The sequence below is a fragment of the Cupriavidus sp. U2 genome (genome assembly GCF_009663685.2).
GTDB classification, from domain to species: Bacteria; Pseudomonadota; Gammaproteobacteria; order Burkholderiales; family Burkholderiaceae; genus Cupriavidus; species Cupriavidus necator_C.
Window position 1 is genome coordinate 1 of record NZ_RCOG02000007.1, and the last position, 26,228, is coordinate 26,228.

The following is a 26,228-nucleotide window of genomic DNA, read 5'->3' on the forward strand; positions in this document are numbered from 1 at the left end:
TCGCCAGTTGATGGCGCAGGCGGCCTGGGCGCGCGAACTCGATCCGGATCGCCTGAGCTTCATGCACGCCGTGCGCGTGATCAAGCGCAAGATGCCGCAAGCTGCGGCCGTTTCCCCCTGAGCGTTTGCCTGCCTGGCGCGAGGCCCTGCTGGCCGAGATCGCGCGCGGGCGCTGCGTGAGCAGTCGTGGGCGCCTGAACCCGCGCGGCGTCAAGCGCAAGATGAGCAACTTCAATGTTCGGCATCGCGGCGCAGCGCTCCATTTGCGGCATCAGCCAGTGCCGGTGCTTCGTATCTGAACAGTATTTGGCCTAGCCGGCTCTCCTGGCCCTTTGCACATCGCAGTGGGGCTGTATGCGGTGAACGACCGCGCTGCGCTGTCGCTGATCGAATCGAAGACCGGCGACCTCTACGAGACCTTTACTAGCAACGTCCCCAGCGAAACGCTTGCGGACAATGAGGTGGTTGTCGGCCTGTGGCGCCTGCCAATGTCCACAGTGGTGGCATTGCTCGATTCGGATTGCTTCGAACCGGTTCGCACGCTTGCCGTAGGCAACGCCCGTGGTGCCGTCTGGCGCATCACTTCAATTGATCTCCTACAGGCAATCCACGACGCGAAAACGGCGGTGCTTGCATAAGCCATCCCTTCCAACCCTCTCGGGGCATGTCCCCGAAGGGGCATGCTCCGTATCGGAGCCATCCATGTACGTTATTCACATCGGCCAGCGTGCCGAGCATCGCACGACGCTCGCCGGCGTGCTGCAGTACCTGAACGACGATCGCGACGGCAAGGCCGTGCCGCGCGTCGAAGACATCGCAGTGCGCCACGTGGAACGCGGCGCGATCCCTGTCGAACGACTTACCGGCGGCAATTTTGCCGTGCGGCCGGTCGGTACCCGTCGAGCGATCCTTTCCATGATCCTCGATGAGGTCGATCGCTTCATCGTTCGTGTGGGGGGCAAGACCCTGCGTCCGCACGAGATGAGCCGGGCCGCGTGGGGCGCCGTGGTGGCCGCCGGCCGCCTGGCGTATTTTCCTGCTGAAGCCATCGACATGTCCCAGGACGATACAGGACCGTTGTTCCAGACAGCGGATCTATTCGAAGAGCAGGGGTCTTTCGACATTGCCGACTACATTTGCGGGGAGTTCATCCGCCGGTTCGGCTATGGCACCAATGGGCCGTTGTATCACCCGACTGCGCCTCCCAACTGCCGTCACGAAGTCCATGTGGCCTACGCGCTGATGCGTGGCGAGAAGGTGCGCGAATGCATCATTAATACCTATCGCGAAAATCCTCACCATGCCCGCTCTGAGTTCTGGATGCGCCCGTTGATCGAAGTGCCGGCGCTGCGCGGGGCCTTGTCGCCCAGCGTGCTGCAGGCGCTCTGCCAGACAATGCGTGGCGAGAAGCTGGAGATCACGACGTACAACGTCGGAAAGCTGATCGCCGCGCTACGGGATGTGCCGAGCGACGGGCACTATGTGCACGTCGATGATGCGCTGTTTGCGGCCGGCATCCTGCTGCCGCGGACCATGCCAACGCCCAAGCCTCTGGAGGGAGAGAACGCCCAGCCAGCAACGAAGCTGGCGGCGCGAATCCGCACCCTGGTTTGCCAGCGGCAATATCAGGCATCGGTGGATAGGGCCGCAGAAGAGCGCGAAGCCTTCAGTATCAGCCAGCGCGAGTTTGACCGGCGGACACGGGCGGCTGCAATCGGACGTGACACGTATGGCTACGAGTGGCCCAATCGGGTAGCTCTGGCCGTCATGGAGCGCAACGTCGCGGCTGTACTGCAGATCTTCGATGGTCCCAAAGACTGGAACACCGAATCCAAGCGCGCACTGCGCGAGGAGTACGGCGTCGACGTCTTGCAATGCACGGCTGCCGAACGGCGCCGGCGGTTGTTCGAGTTGTGCGGATTCTCTGACGCCGAGCAGGCGGAGTGGGAGGCCCAGGAAGCCACCGCCAAGGCGCGCAAGCGTGCAGATAGCGCGGTGGCCGAAGCGAAGTCGCGCGCCGAGGGCACGACCTACCGAATCGAAACCGGTCAGGCCATGAACGGACGCGAGTATGTCGACTTCTGCATCAATGCAGGCTTCTCGAAGCTCGTCGACGAGAGGCGGGGCAGCGTGAGGCGCTACTGGATTCACGATCCCGTGAAGCGCATCTCGCGGCCGCTGCGCGCCAAGGACGGTACGTTGGACTATGCGCGTGCACGCCTGACGCAAAGCTTCCCTGAGGCGATTGCTTGATTCGCTCCCCCCTCGGCCATCACGGCTGGGGGGGAGTTTTATCAAATCAGCTATTCAAATGTCGAGCTTTCGACGGCTGCACCATAGCGCTTTCACGATACCTTACCGACAGAGCTCTGTTTGCACTGAAAGACGTTCAGTCCAAACCGAGTTTTACCCGCGTCTTCGACGCATCGACCCAAACGCCGGCATGCCGGCCATCTCTTGAAACCGCCCGCAGGGACCGCTCCCTGATGGGACGGCTCCGTGGGCATCACCACGATTCCGATGTACCTCACCTTGCTGTAGCCACGCGGCGCGTTGTCATTCATCGCCGCCGGCGGTTGATGGCGAGCGTCTCTCTGGCGACCGTGCTTCCAGCCCGGCCGTCGTCTTTTCTCCCTGTTCTATCCCTTTATTCCATTTGCGAACGAAAGCGCTCGCTCTCGTTCGCGTTATTCCATTCCAAGGAGCAATCCCATGTCCCATCTCGTTCAAACCATGGCTTACGTCGGCGCAACCCCCTGGCACGGCCTGGGCAACAGGCTGGCCGAGCATCAGCCGCTCGAAGTCTGGGCCGAAGCCGCAGGCATGAACTGGCGCATCGAGGAGACCGACGTGATGTTCCGCGTTGGCACGCATGACCTCGATCCGATCAAGTCGTTCCCTGAGCAGAAGGTGCTGTACCGCTCGGATAGCAAGAAGCCGCTATCGACCGTCTCGAAGAAGTACCAGGTCGTCCAGCCGGCCGAGATCCTAGAATTTTATCGGGACCTTGTTCAGATGGGCGGCTACCAGCTGGAAACGGCTGGGGTACTGAAAGAGGGCCGCAAGCTCTGGGCGCTCGCGCGCACGGGACAGTCGACCACACTCAAGGGCGGTGACGAGGTCCGCGGCTACCTGCTGCTGGCCACGGCCTGCGACGGCACGCTGGCCACCACGGCACAGTTCACCTCGGTACGCGTGGTGTGCAACAACACGCTGCAGATCGCGCTGGGCCGCAACCGCGGCGCCGTCAAGGTCCCGCACCGTAGCCAGTTCGATCCGCGCGCGGTGAAGGAAGAGCTCGGCATTGCCATCTCGTCGTGGGATGGCTTCATGGCCAACATGCACCAACTGGCGGACCGCAAGGTAAGCCAGGCCGAGACCGAGCGGTTCTTCCAACGTCTCTTCACCTACTCGACTGCCAAGCCCTCGGACAATCCCAAGATGAACGAGCGCGGCCTCAAGGCAGTGCTCAATCTTTTCGAAGGTAACGGCCGTGGTGCAACGCTTGAATCGGCCGCAGGCACCGCCTGGGGACTCGTGAACAGCGTGACGGAGTATGTCGATCACCAGCAGCGTGCACGCAATCCGGGTAACCGTCTGGATTCGGCGTGGTTCGGCGCCGGCGCAATTCTCAAGCAGCGCGCTTGGGATGCGGCTCTCGAACTTGCAACTGACGCGGCCTGAGACCACCGGTCTGGAGCCTCCTTTCCACTAAACCTGCCTCAAGCGATCCGCTCCAATGCCGTTGTCTGGTACTGGAGTGGTCGTTTCAGGTCTGAAGCCCCGGCTAAACCCCGGGGCTTTTTTCTTTTGCTCGTTGCAATGGTCTCTATCGATTTCTATTCTCGTTACCCGCGATGGCTATTTCGCGGAGTGGACGCAGATGCCGCGAAGCTCCGCGGCAAGTCTGCATGCCGGAGTACGACCGGGACTAGTGCGCAGCGAGTCCTGGAGCGACTCATGCAACAACAGCCCACTGACGTGGCGCGTTTTAGCAAGGAGCAGTTCACCGCCTTGTTTATGAAGTGGCAGAGCGAAACCCGCGACCAGCACACGAGCCTCAGCTACGACAGCTGGATGGATATCCGATTTTTGCAAGGTCCGTCCGCTACCGCCGCATTTAGGCATGGCTCACTTGTTTTCGACCTGATACATGGACTTCTGTATGAGGCTCGAGGCAAGGAACGCGAACAGAGGATATTCCGTGTTCAGTTGGCTGAAGGCTTTCCCTACGTCTCCTTCAGGGATCCTGCGAATGCCATAGACTTTCCCTGGGTCACGTTTCCCGGGGTCTTCACGCAAGCAGAGCTGATGAGCCTGCGGCGCGTCTACTAGCAAAAAGGCCCGGCAAATTGCCGGGCCTTTTGTCTTTGAAAGAGTGGCCTCACACCGTAGCTTTCGTAGTTTTTAAGAGGAACATGTTCCTCTCTCCGCTTCAAGCCACTGTGCTCGCTTCTTCATCTTGCTCAACGTGGATCGTGTCGGACCCCTCCGTATGGGGGGGGATGTAGCCCACCGCTTGCACACGCGAGATGGAGCTACCTTCGAGCGAGACGTTCTCCCCGAGCCGAATCGTCCCGGCGTAGAAGATCTTTCCTTTGACCCGTCCGTTGATCACGAGCGAAGTCCGTCCGACCACATCGCCTTCAACGGTGCCATCAATCACAACATGGTCGCCGTCGACGTTGCCGTGCACGACGCCACCACGACCGATGTGTAGCAGCCCGTGACTGGCACTCACGTTGCCTGTGACAAGGGCCAGGCAGGTGAAGCCGTGATCGGCGGTGATGTCGCCGTGAATGCTCATCCCGGCGCGCAGGACACTAAAGATTGGAGAAGTAGTCATCGTCTCTAGAACATCTTGATGTCGTGGGTCGGCGCAGCTTGCTGAGCAGTGGAACGTGTAGCTTGCGCGGGCGCGGCTGCGGCGGACTTCGCTGGGGCAGCTGCCAAGGGAGCCGACGTGATCGGTCTTGCCGACGTAACGGCCGACGCGGGCGCCTTGGCCGGTTCCTGCTTCGGCAGCGAAATCTTTGCGCTGTCAGCAGACACGGCAGAGGCGGCGGGCACCGTGGCGAGGGCAGTCGGTGTCACCTCAGGCCTTTCGGTCCGCGCTGGCCATTCGTGGCCCACCGCAACGGGAGCAGCCGGTTCGGATGCGGCCGGCAGGGCATTAGCTGCCGCGACCGTCGGGACTGCTTCGTTGGTTTGCGCGTGCGCTTCGCGCTTGCCGAGTGAGCTGCCAATGAGGAACATCGCTGCGGCACCCACTACAAAGACTACGGACCACAGTACGCGAGGGTTCCGGTTCCACTTCTCTCCAAAGGCGTGAGAGATAGGCTCAGCTGGGGCAGCGACAGGGCCTCCGAGGCTGAGTGGTGCGCCTCCCGTCAGCACGCTGGGCGGAGAAATGTCGATGGTCAGGGCAGGTTGGGCGTAGTGAGCATGCAGTTGCTCGATTTCACGCATGTCCATGGGTTTAGCTCCGCGGGGAATTGAGAAGAGTGCCGTCCTGGTTGAACCGGTCAGTGTCCGGGATGCAGATCTGGTGAATGGCATTGATCCGCTTGCCGGCAATCTGCGTTGTAGTCTCGCGCTGGCTACCGGTGATAGAGCCGCAGTTAAGGCTATAGAGCGTGTCGGCGAAGATCTTGTCGTACTGCATCAGCAGGCGCAGTAGGCGCCCGGCGAACGAATGGCTTACCTGGACTTCCTTTTCCTCGTAGAAGAGGGGAATTTCGATCTTCTCGGTATCAGCGATCCACTCCAGTGCGCTGGAGAACCAGGTCTCTGCCTCGCGGAAGGCTTCGTCGAGCGCCTTGACCTTGCCGCCTCGTGCGACGACGAACTTCGAGGAACAAAAGTAAAAATGTGCGTCCAGAAAGTCGCGTGCGAACTTCGAGCAGTAGGCGTGGTGGGTTGCAGATGCCGTTGCCGGTGTTAGTCGACTTAGGCGTTCCTCGCTGTTCAGGCGCTCGATGGGCCTGAGCCCGGTACCGGGCTTCTTGGGTGGGTCCTGTTCGGCCATTTGTCCATGTTTTGGAATGCTCTCTCACTCGGAATTGTCGGACAAGAACGGACACGCAGTGACTTCGAAAGATATGCAAAATTGCCGAGCATTCGTCAGTTTTGAAAGAAAGTCCTGTGCCACAATGCTTTCACACCTAGCGTCACTGACGCATCGATCCTGACTCCCTAGCGAGTCCATCTGTTGAATCAAGTCGTGCTTCCGTGCACGCGCCGACTGGTTGGCTACCAGTGTGGATACTTCTTGTGCTAAGTGTTTTCGCCAAACACTTCCCCTCATCAGCTCGTAATACGCGTTCTCGCTGTGCCTCTTCATGAGCGCACGCTGAACACCGTTCGAGCCTGGGACCATGTGGAGCTCTCTCAAAGGCCCCTCCTAGGCAGAACGGCAGACGTCGAGCCGATCCGTGAACCTGCGGCCGAACCTGTGGGTTCGCGAAAAGGGTTGTTGTGCAGCGTGACCATGCTGCACGAGGGCGACTTTACGTCCTCAACATAGAGTAGCGCGCAATCGTGCGCCGCTCCCTCGATGCCACGCCCCCGGAAGGGGCGTGGCGTTGCAGGTTCCTGCCTAACAAAGCTCGCTGCCGGCGCAAACCGGGGCGGGCTTTTTTTGTTTCTGGTGAGAGACCTCGATTCCAGGAGCAACTCATGCACCACCAGAACGCCGAGATTTCCGCCGCGATTGCGGCAACGCTGGATCTGCGCCGTCCGCAGTACAAGGACATGCCGCAGGCCTGGCGTACTTTGTGCGAGGCGGCTCACGTCGCCAGTCTTCCGGAAGCCGCGCGAGTGGCCTTCCTCAATTCAGTAACGACCCAGCGCGGGGCAGACATAGCCTTGCGCCTTCGGGAGCATGCTGCGTCCATCCGGGCCAACGTCGTTCGTTTCCTTGATAGGAGAAAGAGCGAATGCATGCACCCATCACATACAGCGAGCCCGGCGGACGCCGAAGCCTGCTAGAAGAGCGGCCCATGCGGCCGCCTGTCATAGGTAAGATCCGCCCGGGCATTAAGGTCCTGACCAACGCCGCGCGAGGCAATCCTAAGGCCGTTGCGCTCCACGACGCGCTGCTCGCGCAGGGAAAGTCGTTCGAGCATATCGGGACGGAAATCCATCGCGTGACCGGCATCAAGAACGCGCTCTATCCCAAGAACGTGCCGTGGTTCACCTGTCGAGGCTCGGATTTTGCAAATCCAGCAGTGGCTGACCACATCGTTCAACGCTACGGCGAGGATCGCCGTGATGGCAATGGACACCGGCTGTGGCGTTTTCCAGTGATCTTCGCGTTCGACGATTGGCTGAGCAATATGCCCCACCAACTGGTCGCATGGACGCAGAGCGGTCGGCAATACTTTTCCGAGTATGGTCCCGACGGCAAGCGCTACTGCAAGATGTATGCACCGCCTGAGCGCAACGCGCGGGCCGACCGCGCCAAGCGGACGTGGGGCGGGCGTACAGTAATCCTGCGCCAGGATGACGATATTCCGGACGGCCTCTGCGATCCCCAGTACTGCCCGCAGTACCAGAACGGCGGTTGTAACCTTTCGGCGAGCTTCTACTTCGCCGTGCCCAACATCTCGGGCCTTGGTCTCATCGAGATGCCTACGACGTCGATCTATGTCCTGCAGAAGGCACACGCCGCGATGCAGACCATTGCGTTGACCCGCGGCAGGCTTGTGGGCGTCAAGTTCTGGATGTCAAAGCAGGAGATGGAGATCAGCCGCATCGACGACGGTGGCAAGGCAGTGCGCCAGATGCAGTGGCTGATCACGCTCGATGCAGACATCGATATCGCTGCGCTGCTCGATGGTTCGGACCGTCGCCCGCCGGCATTGGAGATGGCAGAACAGGCTGTCTCCATGCTGGAAGGCGAAAGGGACATGTCGCCGCCAGAGCACGGCCAGTCCGATGACTCTACCGTTGAAGCTGAGCAGCCCGGACCATCGGCAACTGGCGGTGGTCAGGCCGATGCCTCGGCGCCCGCGTCCAGTACAGAGGCGGGTAACCAGGACCTGGAGAGAGAATATCTCGATCTTGTGCAGCGTCTTGGGCTCAACAGCGAGGATGGCAGCCGCCAGCTGAAGGCTTTCGCAACGGCGGCCTTCGGGCGCGGTTGGTCCAAGCGCGATCAGGATGTGCGACGGTTCTTGGATGAACTGCGCACCGCCCTCGGTAACCCTATGGCTTTCCGTGAGCAAGTGGCAGCCATTGCCGCCGACGTCGCCACGTAACATCGCCAGCCTTGTGCCGGCAGTTGAGGGAAGCCCACGGGCTTCCCTTTCTTCTTTCTTGCCGCATGCCGGCACATTCCCTTGGAGGTTCCACAATGCTCAACGATGGCGGAAGCCTGCTTGCTGCGCATTTCTCTGATTTGCACTATTCCCCCGGCCATTTGGCCGAATCGGATCGATGCTTTGGTTTTGCGGTAGAGGACGCGATCGCAAGTCGCTGCCATGTTGCCGTGGTGTCGGGCGATTCGACGGATCACCGGCTCGATGCCCACACGCCGGCGCTCTCCGCGCTGGCACGACGGATCCACCAGTTGTCGGCCCGCATGCCGGTGTTGATGTTGCAGGGAACGTTCAGTCACGAACCGCCCGGCACGCTGGATCTGTTTCGACTGATTGGAGCAAGTTGCCCCGTGTACGTCGCAGAGCGGATTCACCAGGTCGCGCTGATTGGCGAGTCGTTCTTTCCTAGCGATGGCGCGATTTTCAGCCAGCCGGAAATGGACAGTCTGCTGACGCAGCACGGTCCGCCGGACGTCGTATTCACCTGCGTGCCCACGGTCAACAAGGCCGTGTTGGCGGCTGCGGCCGGCGTGGCAAGCGCTGCGACGGCGATTGGCGATCACCTGGCTGACTATCTGGCCGCTGCAGGCGCCGTGAATCGTCAATGGCGGGCACGGGGAGTCCGTACGATCGGTGTCTCGCACGGCACAGTCAACGGTTGCCAGACGGAGCACGGCGTGCCGATGGCCGGACTCGACCACGAGTTCTCTATTGGTGCACTGTTCAATGCCGACTGCGACGCGTTCATGCTCGGCCACATTCATCGCGCCCAGCAATGGGAGCGTGAGGGCAGGGTGGTTGCCTATCCGGGGTCCATCGGAAGGTTCCACTACGGCGAGATCGGCGCGAAGGGCTATCTGCAATGGCGGGTTTCACCGGGCGAGGCTACAGCTTCTCAGGTGAGAACGCCGGCGAGTGAGACTGTCTGCATCGACTTTGACGGGCCGCCTGACATGGCAAAGCTTGCCGAGATAGCCGCCGACGCTGCCAACAAGTGCGTGCGGGTGCGCTGGACGGTCAACGAGGAGCATCGCCAACTTGTGGATCGCGAGGCCATTCAGGCGCTCTTCGGTGCCAGTGCTGAGGTCAAGCTGGAAGCACGTGTCCTGCCGGCTGTTCGCAGTCGCGCCGAAGGCATCAGCCGGGCGGCAACTTTGTCCGAGAAGCTGGGGCGGTGGTGTGAACTGACCGGCGTCGACGCTAATCCGTTGCTGGACAGTCTGTCGATGCTCGAAAACCTCGAAGCACAAGCGATTGCCGATCAAGTGCTAGCTGGCCTTGCTGAGATCCCCATCCCTGCTACGCAGGAGGTGCACGCTGTAGAAGCTGCTGCGCTGCCCTTCGTTGCGAAACTGGGGGAGTTGGAACTGGATGAAACTGTTCCCGTACCTGAGTCGATACCTGCCGTGCCGGCAACGAAATTGGCAGCACCCATCGCGTCTACGGCCACGCCAATGAACTGGCTGACAGACGACCTTTTTTCGTAGCGATACGCCAATCCCTAGAACATGCAGAGCCATGTTCCGACAGCCTTCGTGGCTGTCGAAAACTGGTTTTACCCGCGTCCCTGACGCATCGACCCCGCAGTATCCATTTCTTTTCTATCTACCCAGACGGGTGCTTCCCGTCCGGGGCGCACTCTGTCCTACGCCTGGAGTGCCACATGATTCTCTACCACGCCGGTCCTGACTGGCTCTTTGTTGAAGAGACCTTTATCAACCGCTCGGAGATGGCAAAGCGCCTTTGCGAGCAACATGATTTTACGCAGTGCATGATGTATGAGCCGTTCGGCCCCGGCCGCGGCGCCGTGATCGCCAAGCGCGACCACATGCTGGTGATGGCCTTGGGCGAGGCGGGTGGAAACACCTTCTTTGCCGTTGCGCCGTCCAAAGAGCTGCAGGACTTGATCTGGTCATTCTCGAACGGTCTGGCCTCTCAGTGGAGCGAACTGGAATTGCGAGCCCTCACCGGCCAGCAGGACTGGGACGCCGTGATGAAGCTTGCTGGCGTGCAGTTTTCCGCCGCACGCCGCTCAGTTGAGCGGGCGATTGCCGGTAAGCCGGAGCACGATGCACCTTCGCTGCCTGATATTCCGCAATGGGACGAAAGCGTCATGGAAGTGCCGTCCGACTATCTCCATTCCTTCAACGGCTCGGAGGTTTCCGAATGCGCCCACTGAAGCTGACGCTGTCGGGATTCCACGGAATCCGCGACGGCATGCATAGGGATAGCGTCACCGTCGACCTGTCGGCGGTGCCAGGCGGTCTGATCGCCCTTGTCGGTCCCAACGGGGCGGGCAAGACAACGATCATGGACAACCTGCATCCGTTTCCGATCATGCCGAGCCACGCGAGCAAGATGTCGGCCGACGCATTCTCGTACTGGGACCATCTCTGTGCCCCGCGCGCGGAGAAGGATCTGGAATGGGAGCACGGCGGCAGGACATACCGCTCCGCGTTCGCGTTCCGTAACCCTGGTAAGAGCCGCAAGGCCGAGTACTACTTGTTTGAGAAGAGCGCCGATGGCGACTGGAAGCCGATTCAACTGGCTGACGGCACGCTGTCGGATGGCAAGGCGGACACCTACAACCGGTGTCTCGAAGCCGTTCTTGGGTCGCCCGAAGCGTTCTTTACCAGTGTGTTTTCTGCCCAGAACCGGCGGCCACTCGCCAGCTATCAGCCAGGCGAGATCAAGAAGCTGCTCGCCGAGCTGCTCGGGATCGATCACTTGCGAGACCTATCTGCGAAAGCAGGCGAGGTTTCCAAGCTGCTCACCCGCTCGCTGGACACCCTGCAGCGCGACATGCTGACCCTCACGGGGAAGCGTGAGCGGGCGGCCGTGGTGGCTCGCGATATCTGGCAGATGGGCGAAAGCCTAGATGCCGAGCGCCATGCACGTGACGAGGAGACAGCGAAGGGCGCCAAGCTGCTGCAGGAGCGCGCGACGCTTGCTGCAAAGCAAGTTGCTAATGCCGGTACCGAAGCGCGGTTGCGGGAACTGAGCCAGCGCAAGGGTGATTTGGACCAGCGTGCGGCCTCGCTGACCAACGATGAACAGGCGGCCGCCGGACGTGCTGCTGCACGTCGGCGCGATCTAGATCGGCAAGCGGCAGGCCATCGTGCGGTATTGGCGGAGGCCTCGGCCATTGAGGCGGCTGCTGGCGAAAGGGATGCAGCGCAACTGGCCACTGGCCAGCGGCAGGCAGAAATCGCCAGTCAGCGCGTAGTCGTGGAGAAGCTCGATGCTCTGCAGGTCCAGCACGCGGCGCTTAGTTCCGAGCTCACGGGCCTGGAGCAGCAAGGTGTTGCGGGCGCGAAGCTTGTTGAGTCGTTGAAGCTGCAAGCTGACGTCATCGAGACCGTTCCCTGCCGTGATGATCCGATGCACGCCACCTGTCCATTGCTGGCGCAAGCTCGCAATGCCAAGACAAACCTTGGAGAACAGGTTGTATCGGTGAAAGCACTGCGTGAAAGCTATCGCAAGAAGCTTGATCAGGTGCAATCGATGCAAACTGGGGTTGCGGAGTGTGCTACGGCGCGCGCTGAACTTGCTGCACTGCAGGCACGGCTTGATAGCGATCAGCAACGGCTGCAGCGACTCACGGCGTTGGCCGCCAAGAAGCCCTTGCTAGACGCTGCGCGCGAAGGACTGGCGCAGACTGAACGCGATCTGGCGGCATTGAGCGAGGAGGATGCATCACGCACTGAGCGCCACAAGCGCGATATCGCGGACGTGCAATCCCAACTCGAAGCGGTGCGTCGGGAACTGGCGACGCTGGCCACGGAGGACGTGACCGGCATGCTGGCCCAGATGGATCGCCAGATTGCAGTCAGCCGGGAGGCTGTCGCTGCGATTGCAGGCCGGATCGAGGCGTTGATTCGGCAGGAGAGCATGTTGGTGGCCGAGCGGGAGCGTCTGGATGTTGAGCTTGCCGGCTTGCCGGCAATCGAGGCGAAGGCGCAGGCGCTGTCCGACCAGATTGCGCAATGGAAGCTGCTTGCGAAAGGCCTGGGCAACGATGGCGTGATCGCGTTGTCCATCGACGACGCGGGCCCGGCCATTACCCAGATCGTCAATGACTTGCTCCTGGCCTGCTATGGACCGCGATTCACCATCGCGATTCAGACGCAGACAGCGCTGGCCAGCGGCGAGATGCGCGAGGGCTTTTCCATCAACGTGATCGATGCCGATAACGACACCACGAAGGAGTTCGGTGTGATGTCGGGTGGGCAAAAGGTCTGGATCAACGAGTGCCTGACGCGCGGAATCGCCCTCTATCGGGCGCAGGATGCGCAGCAGCCTTTCCAGACGCTGTTCACCGATGAGGCGGACGGTCCGTTGGATCCGGAGCGCAAGCGCGCCTTCATGAAGATGAAGCGCGAGGTGCTGCGGGTCGGCGGTTATCAGCGGGAGTACTTCATCTCGCAGACACCCGACCTGGTCGACGACGCCGACGGCGTCATCGATGTCGTTGCGCTGGCGTTGCAGTAGCGCCCGGCGCCATTCACTAACCATATGCCCGTTTCCCGAAAGGGAGCGGGCATTTTTCTTGGATCTAGGTATATGCCCTTAACAGTTGTCCTACAAGTATGCGATACAGCAGTCCCGCGTGGAACCACGGCCGATCGTGCTGCGCGCATCCTTCGGCTCCTTGCAGATGAAGTTGTTAGCCAGATTCCTCAGTTGGAAGACGGCACCAGCGTGCGCGTATCGAAGCAGAACGGGCTGGTCCTTGGCGTTGCAACTTACACCGTTGACTGATGTCCTGAGGATTGTCTACCTCTGACGGAGGGATACGGTCCTCGCAGATTCTTCCGATAGTTGAGGCACGTGTTGCCTCCCAGCTCCTACTCTTCCGTATGCCAAAGGTATTCGTCACGGCCGAAGAGGCCGAAAAGCTGCTGCCGCGTCGGCGGCGAATTCACACCTTCATCCGCATCTTCGGATGGCAGGGCGACAATGTTGAACGTGATGCGCTGCTCGAGGTGTTCAAGGCTGCGAAAAACGTTGAGGTTTCGCAGGAAGCCGCCTGCTTCGATCACTACCTCGCGGTGAAGATCGACGGCATGGTGACGTACATCGAAACCAATCTGAAGGCGCTGGCCAAATTCGGCCTGTTGCCGCCGGCACGCAAAGCTGCCTAACTTCGTTCACCGGGTCTTGGACCCGTCTATTCATTGAGCCCGCCCACCTCCAAAGGTGTTGGCGGGCTTTCCTTTTTTGGGAACCTCATCATGACAATCTCATGTGCATCGTTCACGCCGGCGCAGGATGCGTGTATTGCTCGCGCTGTTGAGCAGGGTAAAAACGAAATTAAGGTGTGCGTCGCGGCCGGGCAGGTCCCGCCCACGACAGCGACGTTTGCTGAGCTGGAGCCTCACCTGCATACGCGGTGTCTCGGTGGTCTTTGCAACAAAGATGGAGAATTCTTGCAACTGTTTCCGCGCAACTCGGAATCGAGCACCGCAACGTTCAACCAGGCAGCGGAAGTTGTGCGACGTGCGCTTGGCGAATGGATGTCCAGCAGTATCGAACGTAACGCGCTACTCGTAACCGAATTGGTGGAACTAGCTATGAACGCTGCTTGCGCGGCTGTCCAGGACAAATTGGGCATCGAGCATGGTGATGCAGCGGGTCAGTTCTTCTCTGGCCAACAGGGAGAACTTGTGCAGTCAGCGCTTGCACGCTACGTGCTCTTCGAGATCGCGTTGATGTCGGAAGTAAGCCGATAGGCGGCGCCGGCGCGCCGGCCATCGTGGCTGTAACCCAGCTTTCTTTTAACCCCTACGGGCCCGCCCGTAGGGGCGGCCCCGTTCTATTGGGCCATCATGGAAACTATTTCTTTGTTCCCGCAGGGCGCGTTCGAACCCATTGAGCGCAAGATCGACAAGGCTATCGCGACCATCTCATCTTTGCTCCAACAGCGACATCCCATTGTCGTGGCGTTTAGCGGTGGGAAGGACAGCAGCGTTGTGGCTGCGCTGGTACTGCACGCAGCCATGCTTCATCGTGCTTCGGGAGGCAAACCGATCATCGTTGCGACGACGGGCGATACGCTTGTCGAATCACCTGAGGTTGCTCAGCACTACCGTGCCGAATTGCGCCGCATGCTTCAGTTTGGAAAGCGCCACGGTTTCAAGGTGATCGCGAAGGTTGTCCAACCATCAATGGCCTCGACCTTTCAGTTAAAGGTGTTATCCGGCCGCGGACTTCCGAGTTTCCCCGGCACCCATGGTGATTGTTCGACTGATTTGAAAATTACTCCGCAACGGTCCTTTCGGCGGAAGCTGTTCAGGCAGTTAGCAGAAAAGGGCCTGCCGGTACCCGTGACGTGCTTGGGCACCAGGTATGTCGAAAGCGCGAGACGGGCTGGAGCTATGCGCTCGCGCGGCGAGTCCGATCAAGTGGCCATGACGATTAAGGACGGGGATTTGGTGTTGAGCCCGATTTCGCGGTGGTCCGATGATGACGTCTGGGAAGCTGTCGGGCTATACGGCGGTGGAGCTTTGCCCGGGTTCTCGGATTTTGAGGATATGCGCCGCATCTATGCGCATTCGGTCGGTACAGGCTGCGCTGTTGTGGCAGACGCGATTCTTGAGGGCGTTGCACGAAAGCAGGGTAAGTGTGGCGCGCGCCTGGGTTGCCATGTTTGTCAAATGGCTGAAGACAAGAGCCTCGCCAACATGATCGAGTTCGACGAACGCTATGCGTATGCACGTGGTTTGCAACGCCTGAATCGTTTTATTCGGTGTGGCGAAACAATAAAGTCCGATAAATTTGACTAAGAAAGTCGTAGATGGAAAGCTTCCTATCGACCGTAGAGCCTTCCTCCGTAAGGTTCTACGACTTTCTTGTCAGCCGGCCAGTCACTTTCGTCGACGATCCGTTTTCTAGTTTCACTGCAAGTCTGCACCGCCTTCGGCACCAATAGGCCGGCCATATGACTCCGGTGCTGGCCTGATCTGGAAGGAACCCACAACGCCCACGCCCCTTGGCTTCAGCCTCGGGGCGTTGTCATATGCGCACCTCGCAATGAGAATTCTTAAGTATGGCGACTGATCGGCCTCAACGAGGCAAACCGCACGCTGCGGTGTCTCACAAGCTGGGCGAGAAGGGTTCGCTTGCAGTCGGACTCAGAGTCTGCGGCCATCGAAAAGTGTGCGGAATGTTAGCGACAGCTTCCGAACCGACGCGACGCCAATCATATCGGTGTGATCGATGCGACGGTCGCTTCTCCTGGGCCACATCCTGACTACGCTGCCCCGATCATCTGCGCCGCTGCCGAGTGTGGCCGAGAGGCTGCGTTTGTTATCTACGTGGAGCCGACGCTTGAATGTCACGGGGTAGACAGGCCCGAGCGGCAGAAAATGGCCGGACCCGGCCGTCGGTCCACCTTCGCAGGCTGGCTAGGCTCGATCGGCGGCTCGCGACCCATCACCGACCTCCGCCCAAGCGTCCTTGATTGACTGTTCATGCTCAGTGAGCGGTCCATAGAGGATCTGTGCGACGGTGAATATTTGGAGAAGCAGTGGGCTTCTTTGTCCACGGCCTCCGAGTATGGGCATTGGTTTATCGGCTATCGAGGGACGCCTGGCTCGTCATGCTTGTCAAATGCCGGGTTGGCGGCATCTTTAGAATGCATGGATGCTGCGTGATCGGCCTTCTGTTGCTTGACCGTCTGCTCGCTGGGCGGGTACTCGCCGTTCTTCTTGGTGTATGTGCCGTCGTGCTTGGATTTTGCAAGCTCCTTCTTGACCTCTGCACGGCTGCGACTCTGTGAGGAATCGCTGCCGCCTTGCGCAAAGGCGGGCAGCGCAATGCTGGCCGATAGAACGATGGCAAATGCGAGACCTTTCATTTGACTGACTCCTGCCCCGGCTGATGCCGAATATACGCCTTTAAGGGATTGAACCGGCAATCTGATCTGAGATGGCGGTCGATTCCTTTATAGCGATCCAAGGCTTCTGACTCGTTGAATGTTGATTACAAGTTGGTAATGTTGACAACGAGCGGTTGTCGAATCTACTGGAGCCAAAGGTTCAACGTGACAGCTTGAACGGCATAGCAGTCAATGTGTCATGTAGTCGCCATATTGCTGCTTCATCCTCTCGTCTCCAATCAGGGAGGAAGTCACAATGAGAAGAATTGCGGCAGTTGTGCCGGCTGTGATGTCGATCGCCCTCGCAGCATGCGGCGGTGATGGTTCGAACAACGGAGGGTCCCCCGTTACGCCCACGTCGCCACCCCAGGCGGCGGCTCCGACCAAAAACGTGGTCTTTTTCCTGGGCGACGGCATGGGTCTGACCACGCTCACCGCTGCGCGCATCTACAAGGTTGGCGAGGATGGCGATCTGACGATCGACACGATGCCGGAGAGCGGATTTGTCCGCACGTACTCGAACGATGCGCAGGTGACCGACAGCGCGCCGTCGATGGCAGCGTACATGACCGGCGTGAAAATGAACAACGAGGTCATCTCGATGACCCCGGAAACTCGCGCCACCGATGGCAGCGGCAAGGCCTACGTGTCGGGTGCCGACACCACCTGCCCGTCCAGCGGCAATGGCGCTGCCGTGCCGACGCTGCTGGAACAGATGAAGGCTGCCGGCTACGGCACAGGCGTGGTCACGACCACACGCATCACGCACGCCACGCCGGCAGCCACGTACGCGCACATCTGCCATCGCGACGGCGAGAATGCCATCGCCGCGCAACTGGTGCCGTCGAACGCAGGCTTCAATGGCGCATTGGGCGACGGTGTCGACGTGATCTTCGGCGGTGGCCGCCAGCATTTCCTGGCAACCACTGCGGGTGGCAAGCGTACCGATGGCCGCGACCTGGTCAGCGAGCTGAAGACCGCTGGCTACACCTATGCCGCCAGCAAGACCGACTTCGACAAGATCACGGCCAGCAATTCGAAGGTGGTCGGCCTCTTCAATTCCAGTCACATGGAATACGACCTCGACCGCGATCCGGCCAAGGAGCCGAGCCTGGCCGAGATGACCGGCAAGGCCATCGACGTGCTGGCCGCAAAAAAGAAGGGCTTCTTCCTGATGGTGGAAGGCGGCCGTATCGACCACGCGTTGCATGAAACCACGGCCCGCAAGGCGCTGCAGGATACGGCCGCATTCGACGACGCGCTCAAGGCCGCCATCGACAAGCTCAATGTGATCGACCCGGGCTTGAAGAACACGCTGATCGTCGTTACCGCCGACCACGACCATACGCTGGTGCTGAATGGTTACGCCAAGCGTACGGGCAAGACCAGCGATAGCAATCCGGGCGTGCTCGGTCTGGTGAAGGACTACGTCACCGGTTCCCTGAAACTCGATAGCGGCGGCAATCCGTTCTCGATCATCGGCTTCGGCAACGGCGAGAACCGTCCTGCCACGCGCACGGCGCTGACCGACGTGATGGTCTACGAAAAGACCTATCACCAGGAGGCCGTGATCCCGATGCCTGTGGGCGGCGAAACGCACGGCGGTACTGACGTGTTCATTGGTGCGATGGGCAATGGCGCCACCAACTTCTCGGGTGTGATGGACAACACCGAAGTCTTTGGCCTGATCAAGAAGTCGATCGGACTCTGAGCCCCAGCAACCAGAACGGAATACCGACCATGAAAATCACGACCCGTATCGGTCTGCTGGCCGCCGCTGCCGCCAGCGCATGCCTGTCCCTGCCGGCGCACGCCGCGGGCGAGGCCAAGAACGTTATCTTCTTCCTGGGCGACGGCATGGGCCCCGCCACGGTCACCGCATCGCGCATCTACAAGTACGGTGAATCGGGCCGGCTGACGATGGAATCGCTGCGCCGCACCGCCCGCATCAAGACGTTCTCGAACGACGCGCAGACTACCGACAGCGCACCGTCGATGGCGGCCTACATGACCGGCGTGAAGATGAACAACGAGGTCATCTCGATGTCGGCCAACACGGTGGCCACCGCCCCGAGCGCCGACGTCAACGGCAACCGCACGATCAATAACTGCGCCCCGACTAACGGCACGTCCGTACCAACGCTGTTGGAGTTGGCCAAGGCCAAGGGCAAGGCCACCGGCGCGATCACCACGACGGAACTGACGCACGCCACGCCCGCCGCCACGTACTCCCATATCTGCCACCGCGATGCGCAATACCATATCGCGGCCCAGGCTGTGCCGGGTGGCGTGGGCTTCAACACCGCGCTTGGCGATGGTGTGGATGTGCTGATGGGCGGCGGCCGCAACCACTGGACGCCGTACGACGCCACCACCAATACGCGTGGCCGTTTCGATGGCCGCAATCTGTTGACGGAAATGGCGGCAAAGGGCTACACCGTTGCGGCGACCCGTGACGAGATGGCGCAGGCCAACGGGACCAAGCTGATCGGCCTGTTTAGTTCGACAAGCCATCTCGAGTACGAAATCGACCGTGTGGCGGGCCGGGGTCAGGGTGCCACGCAGCCTAGCCTGTCAGATATGACGGCCAAGGCCATCGAACTGCTGTCGAAGAATAGCAACGGCTACTTCCTGATGGTGGAAGGCGGACGTATCGACCACGCGCTGCACGGCACCAATGCCAAGCGTGCGCTGGAAGACACCATTGCCTTCGATGACGCCATCAAGCGTGCGCTGTCGCTGGTGGACCTGTCGAACACGATCATTGTGGTCACGGCTGACCATGACCACACGATGACCATCAACGGCTACTCTCACCGTGGCAACCCGATCCTGGCCACTGCCACGGATTACAAGACGAAGCAGACCGCCAAGGCGGCCGACGGCATGCCGTACACGACGCTGGTGTTCGGCAACGGCGGTACGCCGCGCAAGGCTACACGCGACGACCCGTCGCTGGTGGACACGACCGCCGACGGTTACCTGCAGGAAGTGGGTGTGAACCTGGGTACCCCGGGTTCGGAAACGCACGGTGGCGGCGACGTCATGTTGTTCTCGACCGGGCCTGGCAGTGCGCCACTGAAAGGCACGCTCGATAACACCAAGGTATTTGGTGTTGTGAAGTCGGCGGCCGGTCTGTAAGCCGGGTCTTGTCGCCCAGAATGCGCGCGCATTGGTTACCGGTGCGCGCGCATCGTCGTTGCAATGTCTCTATCGTTCCCGTCATACCCATGAAGCATTTCATTCAGACCTTCCTGTTGGCGTCGCTCGCGGCGGGCGCCACGTCCATCGCTGGTGCTGCCGGTGCCGCCAGCACGGCCGACACGGCGCCGCTGGCCCTGCGCGTACAGCATGAGTTGTCGGTGCTCGGCAACGACGGTGTCAAGCGTGATATCGCCTTCAACGAGCAGGTCTACCGAAGTGGCGATGCTGTCTGGATCGAGCGCGAGATTCCCGCGGCTGTCCAGCATAAGCATCATGCCGGCGAGAAAGTGGAGAACGGCCACAAGCACCTTGACACCGCCACGGCGGCCCGCTGGATCGCGCGCCAGCCCGACGGAAAGCTGCTGGTACGGCTCGTCAGCGACGAGAAGCGCCGCACGTTCGAAGTCGGCCAGGGGGACTACGGCAATGTCGGATTTGATGGATCGTGGCCTGCGGCGCGCCATCTGCTCGATCCGGCCTTGCTCAAGACCATGAAGGCCGAAGGCCCGGTGCGCGATGGCGTGCAGGTCTATAGCGCACGCCGCGGCAACGACCGGCTGACGGTGCAATGGGACGTGGCGAACCAGTATCCGCGTGTGGTGCAGTCACGCAGCATGGACGGCACCCAGAGCAAGATGACGCGGGTCAGCCGCGTGACACTGCCCGCCTCGGCGCCATGGGAGCGCGCCCGCAAGTATTCGCAGGGCGAGTATTCCGACCTGCTGGACTGATACTCCGGGGCAGTCGACGGTACGACCCTTCGTGACTGGGGCCAGGGCTTTGGCATCCCGCTCTACGCCCGGAACCGCAAAAGCGTCGCGGTCTCGTAAGCGAAGAGCTTCGATCCCTTGTGAGCGGCATATAGCAAGGGATCTTTTTTTGGGATCACCGATTTCCTGTGATGACTATCTGGGGCCGGCGCTACGCACGAGTGCGGCCGCCCAAGTACCTCGCAAAATCGACCGCGAGGCTTCATGCATAGTCTCTGCTAACGAAATCCTCAAGCATCAACACCTCCGTGGGGATGCTCAGGTACGTGTAGGTTACCCTCGCCTTGTCATAAAGGCGCTTGTCATTGGTGACGAACTGCTCGCAGCCGCTGGCATAAATGCTGTGGGCCACGTCATGCTCGAGAGAGCGTGACTGTCTGATTTGCTCAGGCAAATATGACGTCTCTTCCAAGAAGCCCATGGTGAGTTCGATTGCGCGCTGGAGCACGGGGAAATGGTAGGAAATCGTGGGCCAGTAGATGTCGTTGACGCCATGGGCCCTGCATATCAGCGGCAGATCACTTCGAAGAAGCAGTTCTAACCGGAGGTTCTCTCGGTCCTCCGGACTGGCCAGGAACTCGCTTGGTTGGTTGGACATCTGGTTTGCCAGATCTCCGCCAACGTTGGTCTTCTTTACGAAATCCCGCGTATACCAATCGTTCTTCTCGACAACCGGCTCTTTGCGATAGTGCCGCATGACCCGAAGAAAGCACTCGAGAGGCTGTTCTTCTTTCGTAACCATCGGGCCTAACGTCGTCGGAGACAATTGCACGTTCCGGCTAATTCGAGAAACATCGTCTATTTTGCAGAAAGCGGCCGCTAACCGATCGAGCGGGGGAGTATCCGAAGGTCTTGCGAGCCACGAGGCAATCTCTTCCATGTGCGTCGGGCTGTAAGGAAATTTATGTCGATCGGACAGCGCGCCCATTTTGGCGTGCAGAGCCGGGTTCGTGCCCTCGTGAAGGTGCGCAAAGAGGCTGTAATCCAGGTAAATTCTCATGCAATGGAGTTTGCGTACTGTTAGGCGGGCACATACGTTTGGGAAATGCTGGCCGAACCTGAAGTTGGCGCATTCGCGCTGCACGTGGCTTGGGAGCAGTGGGAGTCTTACTTCTTCGACATTTGAAGGATTCTGAGCACGATGAGTGCGAAGGCAGTCGCGACGATGGCCGTCACCGCATGGCCCATGCCGGCGGCCACGCCGATCGCGGCAGCAATCCAGATGCTCGCGGCAGTTGTGAGCCCCCTGACGTGTGTCTCATTGTCCGGCTTCAGGATCGCCCCTGCACAAAGGAATCCGATGCCTGACGTGAGACCCTGAAGCACGCGGCTCATGTCGGCAAGCTGCACGCCCGCCTGGAGGGGAACCACGACAAAAACGCATGCCCCCAGCGCGACGAGCATGTGAGTGCGCACGCCTGCGGATTTTCCCGAGCTCTCCCGCTCGTACCCCAGCAAGCCCCCCAAAACGATAGAGACGGTCATTCGAACGACGGCACGTACTGCCTCGGCAGCATTAGCGAGATCGGAGAATTCCGAGCTCAATGTGCGGATGATGTCGTTCATTGCGGAGCGTCTCTGGGTGTGTCCTGAAAATGGCCAAGACAGTCTATGTCCCAGAAGATGACTGTCAGATTGCCGAGCTATGACACAACCAGATTCGCTGGCCTGGGGGGCAAGATTAACAACGTATTACATTTCGGCAATAAAGCCTGACAACGGAAGGGCAACCTTAGAATGCCGGCCATTAGTGCTCGTTTTCGCGCCAGTGTGTCCACTCGAAGTGCGCGACATTCTCCTCCAGCCCCCGAACCGCATGACCGATTCTTCTATCTCCCCGTCCCACCCCGCTGGTCTCTCGAGGGCGCTGGACAATTTCCTGACACGCCACCGCATTGGCGTTTGGCGGGTTGTCGTAACGTTTGTCCTGGCAAGCCTGCTCTTTGGCCATTCCCGGTGGGACGGTACCTGGGTGTCGCCGCTGCTGCTGACGCTGGGGATGTTGGGGGTGAGCCTGGCCACGGTCGGGCGGCTCTGGTGCGCGTTGTACATTTCCGGGCGCAAGAACAATACCTTGGTGACCTCGGGCCCTTATTCACTGTGTCGCCATCCGCTCTATGTCTGCAACTTGCTAGGCATTCTCGGACTAGGGGCGATGACCGAGTCGCTGGCGGTTACCGCAGTCCTGGCGCTCGCATTTGCGCTCATGTACCCGGCAGTGATTCGGACTGAAGACCGCTTTCTGGCTTCCGCCTTCCCGGAATTCGCCGAATACGCACGCCGTACACCAGCGTTCTTTCCCCGTCTGTCGCTGTATAGGGGGGAGTCGACATGGACGGTCCATGTGTCTTCCTTTCAACGCAATATTGCGGACTCGGTCTGGTTTCTCGGCCTGTCGGTGGTCGTGGAGTCGTTTGATCTGTTCCATGACGCCGGCGTCCTCCGGGCGGTCGTGACGCTTGCCTGATGCGGGCAACTCCGCATACACGTACAGCCATGCACTACGCTCACGTCTCCGATTCTGTCGTCGAGAGCATGCTCGTGATGCTGGTCGGCCTGATCGTCCTGTATGTGGGGTTCGCTGTCTATTTGCGGTGGAAGCATGGGCCCGCCCCCAAGCGTAAGACTGATGAGGGGCGAAAGCGGCACCCCAAAACGAGCAGGCGAAAGCGATAATCGTAATCTGCTCTTAATGCTGGTGATCGAGGATTCATGTAAACTTCGGCGACGGCCCAGCCGTTAGTACTTCAACCCCAAGCCCCCCGCACAGTCTCCCAAGGAATGCGACGTTTCGTTCTGATCTTCGTGCTGCTCATTTTGCCGTTCCAGTTTTCCTGGGCGGCAGCGGCACGCTATTGTCAGCACGAGAAAGCCACGGCCACTTGGCACCTTGGGCACCACGAGCATCGTCATCAGCAGCCGGAAGGTAAAACGGATGCCGAGAAAAAGCCATTCGTGGATACAGACTGCGGGGTGTGCCATCTGGTCTCCCTCCCGTTTGTGTATGGACAGACGCAGGACGTCTTGATAGCTAATCGGGTCGAAGTGACCGATACGCAGCATGCGTCCGAGTTCTCGTCTCTGAATGCCAGGGCTCCCGACCGTCCTCAGTGGCAGCGTCTCGCTTGATCGGCGAGACGACGACTCTTTTTCTCCTATCGTTTCTCGCCGAATTCTCCTGGTCAAATACCTTGGTGCAATTCGATGCGAAGACTATTTCTGCCGCTCGGGCTGGCGGTAGCATTTCTCAGCCCAAACTTTGCCGTAGCGCAATCTGACACCGGCACGTCCATGGTGCCCGTCTTCCCAAGGGAAGCGGCGGGACCGTTGACCCTCGAGGCCGCGTTGTCGCTGGCGGCAGGAAGCAATTTCAACCTGTCCGCCGCCGCCAAGGAACTCGATTCCACAGAAGGTGGGATCATGCAGGCCCGGGTTATTCCGAACCCGGAACTCCAGACGCTGGTCGAGGACACGCGGAAATCCACCCGTACATCCACCGCCCAGATGAATATCCCGATCGAACTGGGCGGCAAGCGCTCGGCTCGTATCAATGCCGCGGAAAGGACGCGCGAACTGGCGCAGGCAACGCTGGCTGGCGTTCGCGGCGACATTCGGGCGCAGGTAATCGAGAGCTTTTTTTCCGTCTTGATCGCACAGGAACGCGTCAAGCTGGCAACTGGCTCCGCGGATATCGCTGCGCGGGGCGCGCAAGCCGCTTCACGCCGCGTCGCGGCCGGCAAGATCTCCCCGGTTGACGAAACTAAGGCACGTGTCGAACAGGCCAACGCCGAACTTGAATTGGCCGAAGCAACGGCGAGCCTGCAGTCCGCCCGTCAGGCGTTGACGGCGTTGTGGGGCAATGCATCGCCGCAGTTTGCCGAAGCACAGGGCAATCTGGACGCGCTGCCATCCAGGCCGGCGCCTGAACTCCTTCAGAAGGAGCTGGAAAACTCACCGCTGGTGGCCGCAAGCCGCGCTGAACTTGACCGCCGCCAGGCATTGGTGGGCGTTGAGCGCAGCCGCCAGTATCCGGATCTGACAGTCAGTCTGGGTGCCAAGCGCGATACGGAAGCCAACCGCAACATGGCGGTGATCGGTGTGGCGATCCCGTTGCCGATTTTTGACCGGAATCAGGGCAACTTGTATTCGGCCATCCGCCAGGCGGACAAGGCGCAGGATGAATATCTGGCCAATCGCATCAGCCTGACCCGAAATCTCCTGATGGCATCGAACCAGCTGTCGGTATCGCGCGCCTCGGCACAAACGCTGAAGCAGACCGTCTTGCCAGGCGCCGAGCAAGCCTTCAACGCGGCGACCATTGGCTTCGAGGCCGGCAAGTTCAATTATCTGGACGTCCTGGATGCCCAGCGCACGCTGTTCCAGGCACGCATCCGCTATCTCGGCGTGCTTGGACAAACCTATCAGGCGGCGACCACGATCGATCGCATTCTGGGACGTTAAGACGGGATTCATAAAACATGGCTATTTCGAACAAACAAAAGGCTGCCATTGCGGCCATCGTACTGGTGGGCTGTGTCGCGACTGGTGGCGTTCTGCTGAGCGGACGCTCTGCGCCGGAAGAGCAGGGTGGGCACTCGGAATCCAAGGGGCATGGCGACACCGAGCACCATGGCAAGCAGGCGGCGCAAGTCGACCACAAGGATGACAAGTCACACGGCGACGGCGAGCATCACGAGGTCAAGAAGGGCCCCAATGGTGGCGCGCTCTTTTCGCGTGATGGCTATGACGTGGAAATTGGCACGGCCGAATCCAAGGGCGAGGCCCGTATTCGGCTCTGGGTTAGCAAGTCTGGAAAGGCGGTGGCAAATGGCGTGGCAGCGACAGGTCAGCTCGTGCGGGCTACGGGCGAGTCTCAAGCGCTCAAGTTCATGTTGTCTGGCGACGCGCTGGAAAGCCAACAGCCAGTTGCCGAGCCCCATGTCTTTGATGTGACCGCAAATGTGACCTTGCCCGGTTCGTCTTCGCCACTCGCCGTGCGGCTCTCGAAAGAGGAAGGCAAGATTGAGTTGACAGCGGACCAACTGGCCAAGACAGGGGTGGTGGTTCAAACCGCGGCCTCGGCAAAGGTCCAGGCTGGCGTCCAGTTCCCCGGCGAAATCCGTTTCAACGAAGACAAGACAGCCCACGTGGTGCCGCGACTGGCTGGCGTCGTAGAGAGCGTTCCGGCCAATATTGGGCAACAGGTTAAGAAGGGACAGGTTCTCGCGGTCATCGCGAGCACCGGGCTTTCTGACCAGCGCAGCGAACTACTCGCGGCACAGAAGCGTCTGGATCTGGCGCGTGTCACTTATGACCGCGAGAAGAAGCTCTGGGAACAGAAGATCTCTGCGGAGCAAGATTATCTGAGCGCCCGCAACGCGCTGCAGGAAGCGCAGATTAGTGTCCAGAACGCGCAGCAGAAACTGACCGCCATTGGCGCCAGCAGCAGCTCGACGGCACTCAATCGCTACGAGCTGCGCGCACCATTCGACGGCATGATCGTCGAAAAGCATATCTCGCTTGGGGAAGCGGTGGCGGACAATGCCAACGTGTTCACGCTGTCGGATCTGTCGTCTGTCTGGGCCGAGTTCGTGGTGTCCGCCAAGGATGTCGAGCGGGTGCGTATCGGCGAAAAGGCGTCCATCAATTCGGCATCGTCCGACGTAAAGGCCGATGGCACCGTTTCATACGTGGGTTCACTGCTGGGCGAGCAGACGCGGACGGCGAAGGCTCGCGTAACATTGACCAATCCACAGATGGCGTGGCGACCGGGTCTCTTCGTCACGGTCGACGTATTCGGAGCGGATGTCGAGGTGCCCGTTGCGGTGAAGACCGAGGCCGTCCAGGACGTCAATGGCGAGAGCGTAGTCTTTGTCGCGGTGCAAGGTGGATTCGTGCCGCAGCCGGTGAAGGTCGGCCGGACGAACGGTAAGGTCGTCGAGATTGTCGAGGGCCTGAAGCCGGGTGCCCGTTACGCCGCCGCCAACAGTTTTGTTCTGAAGGCAGAACTTGGTAAATCCAGCGCCGAACACGGCCATTGATACGGGGGAAACA

The 26,228-nt window shown here is 60.3% G+C and carries 24 protein-coding genes; 19 read left to right on the forward strand and 5 right to left on the reverse strand.

Annotated features, from left to right (window positions below):
- Window positions 1-359 precede the first annotated feature (359 nt).
- The 4 genes from D9X30_RS07670 (at window position 360) to D9X30_RS07685 (ending at window position 4,335) form a co-directional block, all read left to right on the forward strand.
- The gene (locus tag D9X30_RS07670) at window positions 360-638 is read left to right on the forward strand and encodes a hypothetical protein (RefSeq protein WP_228771103.1); all 279 of its coding nucleotides are present in this window, start codon (window positions 360-362) and stop codon (window positions 636-638) included.
- 64 nt (window positions 639-702) lie between these two features.
- Window positions 703-2,253: a flotillin family protein gene (locus D9X30_RS07675; protein WP_150982300.1), complete on the forward strand. Its 1,551-nt coding sequence runs from the start codon at window positions 703-705 to the stop codon at window positions 2,251-2,253.
- 459 nt (window positions 2,254-2,712) lie between these two features.
- Window positions 2,713-3,684, forward strand: a complete 972-nt coding sequence (locus tag D9X30_RS07680; protein WP_150982299.1) for a DUF932 domain-containing protein — start codon at window positions 2,713-2,715, stop codon at window positions 3,682-3,684.
- Window positions 3,685-3,960: 276 nt separating this feature from the next.
- Window positions 3,961-4,335 (forward strand): hypothetical protein, encoded by a 375-nt coding sequence (locus D9X30_RS07685; RefSeq protein ID WP_223506403.1) that lies wholly within the window; start codon window positions 3,961-3,963, stop codon window positions 4,333-4,335.
- 100 nt (window positions 4,336-4,435) lie between these two features.
- On the opposite strand, the gene D9X30_RS07690 is transcribed toward D9X30_RS07685, so the two are convergent.
- Both D9X30_RS07690 and D9X30_RS07695 read right to left on the reverse strand, forming a co-directional pair.
- Entirely contained in the window at window positions 4,436-4,846 is a 411-nt protein-coding gene (locus D9X30_RS07690; protein WP_150982297.1) for a bactofilin family protein, read from the reverse strand.
- Window positions 4,847-5,479: 633 nt separating this feature from the next.
- Window positions 5,480-6,028, reverse strand: a complete 549-nt coding sequence (locus tag D9X30_RS07695; protein ID WP_150982296.1) for a hypothetical protein — start codon at window positions 6,026-6,028, stop codon at window positions 5,480-5,482.
- Between the two features lie 650 nt (window positions 6,029-6,678).
- Here D9X30_RS07695 and D9X30_RS07700 point away from each other — a divergent pair.
- The 8 genes from D9X30_RS07700 (at window position 6,679) to D9X30_RS07735 (ending at window position 15,106) form a co-directional block, all read left to right on the forward strand.
- Window positions 6,679-6,990 carry a DUF7696 family protein gene (locus D9X30_RS07700; protein WP_150982295.1) on the forward strand — a complete coding sequence of 104 codons (312 nt, stop codon included), beginning with the start codon at window positions 6,679-6,681 and terminating at the stop codon, window positions 6,988-6,990.
- Window positions 6,939-8,261 carry a recombination directionality factor gene (locus tag D9X30_RS07705; protein WP_170292646.1) on the forward strand — a complete coding sequence of 441 codons (1,323 nt, stop codon included), beginning with the start codon at window positions 6,939-6,941 and terminating at the stop codon, window positions 8,259-8,261. Before D9X30_RS07700 ends, D9X30_RS07705 begins: the two co-directional genes overlap by 52 nt.
- Window positions 8,262-8,356: 95 nt before the next feature.
- Window positions 8,357-9,808 (forward strand): metallophosphoesterase family protein, encoded by a 1,452-nt coding sequence (locus D9X30_RS07710; RefSeq protein ID WP_150982293.1) that lies wholly within the window; start codon window positions 8,357-8,359, stop codon window positions 9,806-9,808.
- A gap of 176 nt (window positions 9,809-9,984) precedes the next feature.
- On the forward strand, window positions 9,985-10,500 hold the full coding sequence (locus D9X30_RS07715) for a hypothetical protein (RefSeq protein WP_150982292.1): 516 nt from the start codon (window positions 9,985-9,987) through the stop codon (window positions 10,498-10,500).
- The gene (locus D9X30_RS07720; RefSeq protein ID WP_150982291.1) at window positions 10,488-12,812 is read left to right on the forward strand and encodes a sbcc family protein; all 2,325 of its coding nucleotides are present in this window, start codon (window positions 10,488-10,490) and stop codon (window positions 12,810-12,812) included. The genes D9X30_RS07715 and D9X30_RS07720 overlap by 13 nt, the downstream gene beginning before the upstream one ends.
- Before the next feature lie 368 nt (window positions 12,813-13,180).
- Window positions 13,181-13,465, forward strand: a complete 285-nt coding sequence (locus D9X30_RS07725) for a hypothetical protein (RefSeq protein ID WP_150982333.1) — start codon at window positions 13,181-13,183, stop codon at window positions 13,463-13,465.
- 33 nt (window positions 13,466-13,498) lie between these two features.
- A complete protein-coding gene (locus D9X30_RS07730; RefSeq protein WP_150982290.1) occupies window positions 13,499-14,053 on the forward strand; it encodes a hypothetical protein in 555 nt (184 codons plus the stop codon).
- A 96-nt stretch (window positions 14,054-14,149) separates the two neighbouring features.
- Complete coding sequence (locus D9X30_RS07735; protein ID WP_223506408.1) at window positions 14,150-15,106, forward strand: adenine nucleotide alpha hydrolase family protein; 957 nt, start codon at window positions 14,150-14,152, stop codon at window positions 15,104-15,106.
- 791 nt (window positions 15,107-15,897) lie between these two features.
- On the opposite strand, the gene D9X30_RS07740 is transcribed toward D9X30_RS07735, so the two are convergent.
- Window positions 15,898-16,179, reverse strand: coding sequence for a DUF4148 domain-containing protein (locus D9X30_RS07740; RefSeq protein ID WP_150982289.1), 282 nt, complete (start codon window positions 16,177-16,179; stop codon window positions 15,898-15,900).
- A gap of 277 nt (window positions 16,180-16,456) precedes the next feature.
- Here D9X30_RS07740 and D9X30_RS07745 point away from each other — a divergent pair, with 277 nt between their 5' ends.
- The 3 genes from D9X30_RS07745 (at window position 16,457) to D9X30_RS07755 (ending at window position 20,135) form a co-directional block, all read left to right on the forward strand.
- A complete protein-coding gene (locus D9X30_RS07745; RefSeq protein ID WP_150982288.1) occupies window positions 16,457-17,911 on the forward strand; it encodes an alkaline phosphatase in 1,455 nt (484 codons plus the stop codon).
- Window positions 17,912-17,940: 29 nt separating this feature from the next.
- Window positions 17,941-19,341 (forward strand): alkaline phosphatase, encoded by a 1,401-nt coding sequence (locus tag D9X30_RS07750; RefSeq protein WP_150982287.1) that lies wholly within the window; start codon window positions 17,941-17,943, stop codon window positions 19,339-19,341.
- Between the two features lie 89 nt (window positions 19,342-19,430).
- Window positions 19,431-20,135: a hypothetical protein gene (locus tag D9X30_RS07755; protein ID WP_150982286.1), complete on the forward strand. Its 705-nt coding sequence runs from the start codon at window positions 19,431-19,433 to the stop codon at window positions 20,133-20,135.
- Window positions 20,136-20,376: 241 nt separating this feature from the next.
- Here the strand turns inward: D9X30_RS07755 and D9X30_RS07760 are convergent, their stop codons facing one another.
- Window positions 20,377-21,174, reverse strand: a complete 798-nt coding sequence (locus D9X30_RS07760) for a hypothetical protein (RefSeq protein WP_223506409.1) — start codon at window positions 21,172-21,174, stop codon at window positions 20,377-20,379.
- A 107-nt stretch (window positions 21,175-21,281) separates the two neighbouring features.
- Window positions 21,282-21,740, reverse strand: a complete 459-nt coding sequence (locus D9X30_RS07765; RefSeq protein WP_004635330.1) for an MgtC/SapB family protein — start codon at window positions 21,738-21,740, stop codon at window positions 21,282-21,284.
- Between the two features lie 250 nt (window positions 21,741-21,990).
- On the opposite strand from D9X30_RS07765, the gene czcN reads away from it, so the two are divergent.
- The 4 genes from czcN (at window position 21,991) to czcB (ending at window position 26,215) form a co-directional block, all read left to right on the forward strand.
- The gene (gene czcN / locus D9X30_RS07770; RefSeq protein ID WP_011229344.1) at window positions 21,991-22,641 is read left to right on the forward strand and encodes a heavy metal efflux RND transporter CzcN; all 651 of its coding nucleotides are present in this window, start codon (window positions 21,991-21,993) and stop codon (window positions 22,639-22,641) included.
- A gap of 314 nt (window positions 22,642-22,955) precedes the next feature.
- Window positions 22,956-23,303: a CDF family cobalt-zinc-cadmium transporter CzcI gene (gene czcI / locus D9X30_RS07775; protein WP_137924345.1), complete on the forward strand. Its 348-nt coding sequence runs from the start codon at window positions 22,956-22,958 to the stop codon at window positions 23,301-23,303.
- A gap of 75 nt (window positions 23,304-23,378) precedes the next feature.
- Window positions 23,379-24,635, forward strand: a complete 1,257-nt coding sequence (gene czcC, locus D9X30_RS07780; protein WP_024570390.1) for a heavy metal efflux RND transporter CzcC — start codon at window positions 23,379-23,381, stop codon at window positions 24,633-24,635.
- Between the two features lie 17 nt (window positions 24,636-24,652).
- Window positions 24,653-26,215: a heavy metal efflux RND transporter CzcB gene (czcB, locus tag D9X30_RS07785; protein WP_153950016.1), complete on the forward strand. Its 1,563-nt coding sequence runs from the start codon at window positions 24,653-24,655 to the stop codon at window positions 26,213-26,215.
- Window positions 26,216-26,228: the final 13 nt, after the last annotated feature.

Bases quoted from the DNA above. Each gene is read 5' to 3' on its own strand.
- D9X30_RS07675 (WP_150982300.1), top strand. From the start codon at position 703: ATGTACGTTATTCACATCGGCCAGCGTGCCGAGCATCGCACGACGCTC.
- D9X30_RS07680 (WP_150982299.1), top strand. From the start codon at position 2,713: ATGTCCCATCTCGTTCAAACCATGGCTTACGTCGGCGCAACCCCCTGG.
- D9X30_RS07685 (WP_223506403.1), top strand. From the start codon at position 3,961: ATGCAACAACAGCCCACTGACGTGGCGCGTTTTAGCAAGGAGCAGTTC.
- D9X30_RS07690 (WP_150982297.1), bottom strand. From the start codon at position 4,846: ATGACTACTTCTCCAATCTTTAGTGTCCTGCGCGCCGGGATGAGCATT.
- D9X30_RS07695 (WP_150982296.1), bottom strand. From the start codon at position 6,028: ATGGCCGAACAGGACCCACCCAAGAAGCCCGGTACCGGGCTCAGGCCC.
- D9X30_RS07700 (WP_150982295.1), top strand. From the start codon at position 6,679: ATGCACCACCAGAACGCCGAGATTTCCGCCGCGATTGCGGCAACGCTG.
- D9X30_RS07705 (WP_170292646.1), top strand. From the start codon at position 6,939: ATGCATGCACCCATCACATACAGCGAGCCCGGCGGACGCCGAAGCCTG.
- D9X30_RS07710 (WP_150982293.1), top strand. From the start codon at position 8,357: ATGCTCAACGATGGCGGAAGCCTGCTTGCTGCGCATTTCTCTGATTTG.
- D9X30_RS07715 (WP_150982292.1), top strand. From the start codon at position 9,985: ATGATTCTCTACCACGCCGGTCCTGACTGGCTCTTTGTTGAAGAGACC.
- D9X30_RS07720 (WP_150982291.1), top strand. From the start codon at position 10,488: ATGCGCCCACTGAAGCTGACGCTGTCGGGATTCCACGGAATCCGCGAC.
- D9X30_RS07725 (WP_150982333.1), top strand. From the start codon at position 13,181: ATGCCAAAGGTATTCGTCACGGCCGAAGAGGCCGAAAAGCTGCTGCCG.
- D9X30_RS07735 (WP_223506408.1), top strand. From the start codon at position 14,150: ATGGAAACTATTTCTTTGTTCCCGCAGGGCGCGTTCGAACCCATTGAG.
- D9X30_RS07740 (WP_150982289.1), bottom strand. From the start codon at position 16,179: ATGAAAGGTCTCGCATTTGCCATCGTTCTATCGGCCAGCATTGCGCTG.
- D9X30_RS07745 (WP_150982288.1), top strand. From the start codon at position 16,457: ATGAGAAGAATTGCGGCAGTTGTGCCGGCTGTGATGTCGATCGCCCTC.
- D9X30_RS07750 (WP_150982287.1), top strand. From the start codon at position 17,941: ATGAAAATCACGACCCGTATCGGTCTGCTGGCCGCCGCTGCCGCCAGC.
- D9X30_RS07755 (WP_150982286.1), top strand. From the start codon at position 19,431: ATGAAGCATTTCATTCAGACCTTCCTGTTGGCGTCGCTCGCGGCGGGC.
- D9X30_RS07760 (WP_223506409.1), bottom strand. From the start codon at position 21,174: ATGAGAATTTACCTGGATTACAGCCTCTTTGCGCACCTTCACGAGGGC.
- D9X30_RS07765 (WP_004635330.1), bottom strand. From the start codon at position 21,740: ATGAACGACATCATCCGCACATTGAGCTCGGAATTCTCCGATCTCGCT.
- czcN (WP_011229344.1), top strand. From the start codon at position 21,991: ATGACCGATTCTTCTATCTCCCCGTCCCACCCCGCTGGTCTCTCGAGG.
- czcI (WP_137924345.1), top strand. From the start codon at position 22,956: ATGCGACGTTTCGTTCTGATCTTCGTGCTGCTCATTTTGCCGTTCCAG.
- czcC (WP_024570390.1), top strand. From the start codon at position 23,379: ATGCGAAGACTATTTCTGCCGCTCGGGCTGGCGGTAGCATTTCTCAGC.
- czcB (WP_153950016.1), top strand. From the start codon at position 24,653: ATGGCTATTTCGAACAAACAAAAGGCTGCCATTGCGGCCATCGTACTG.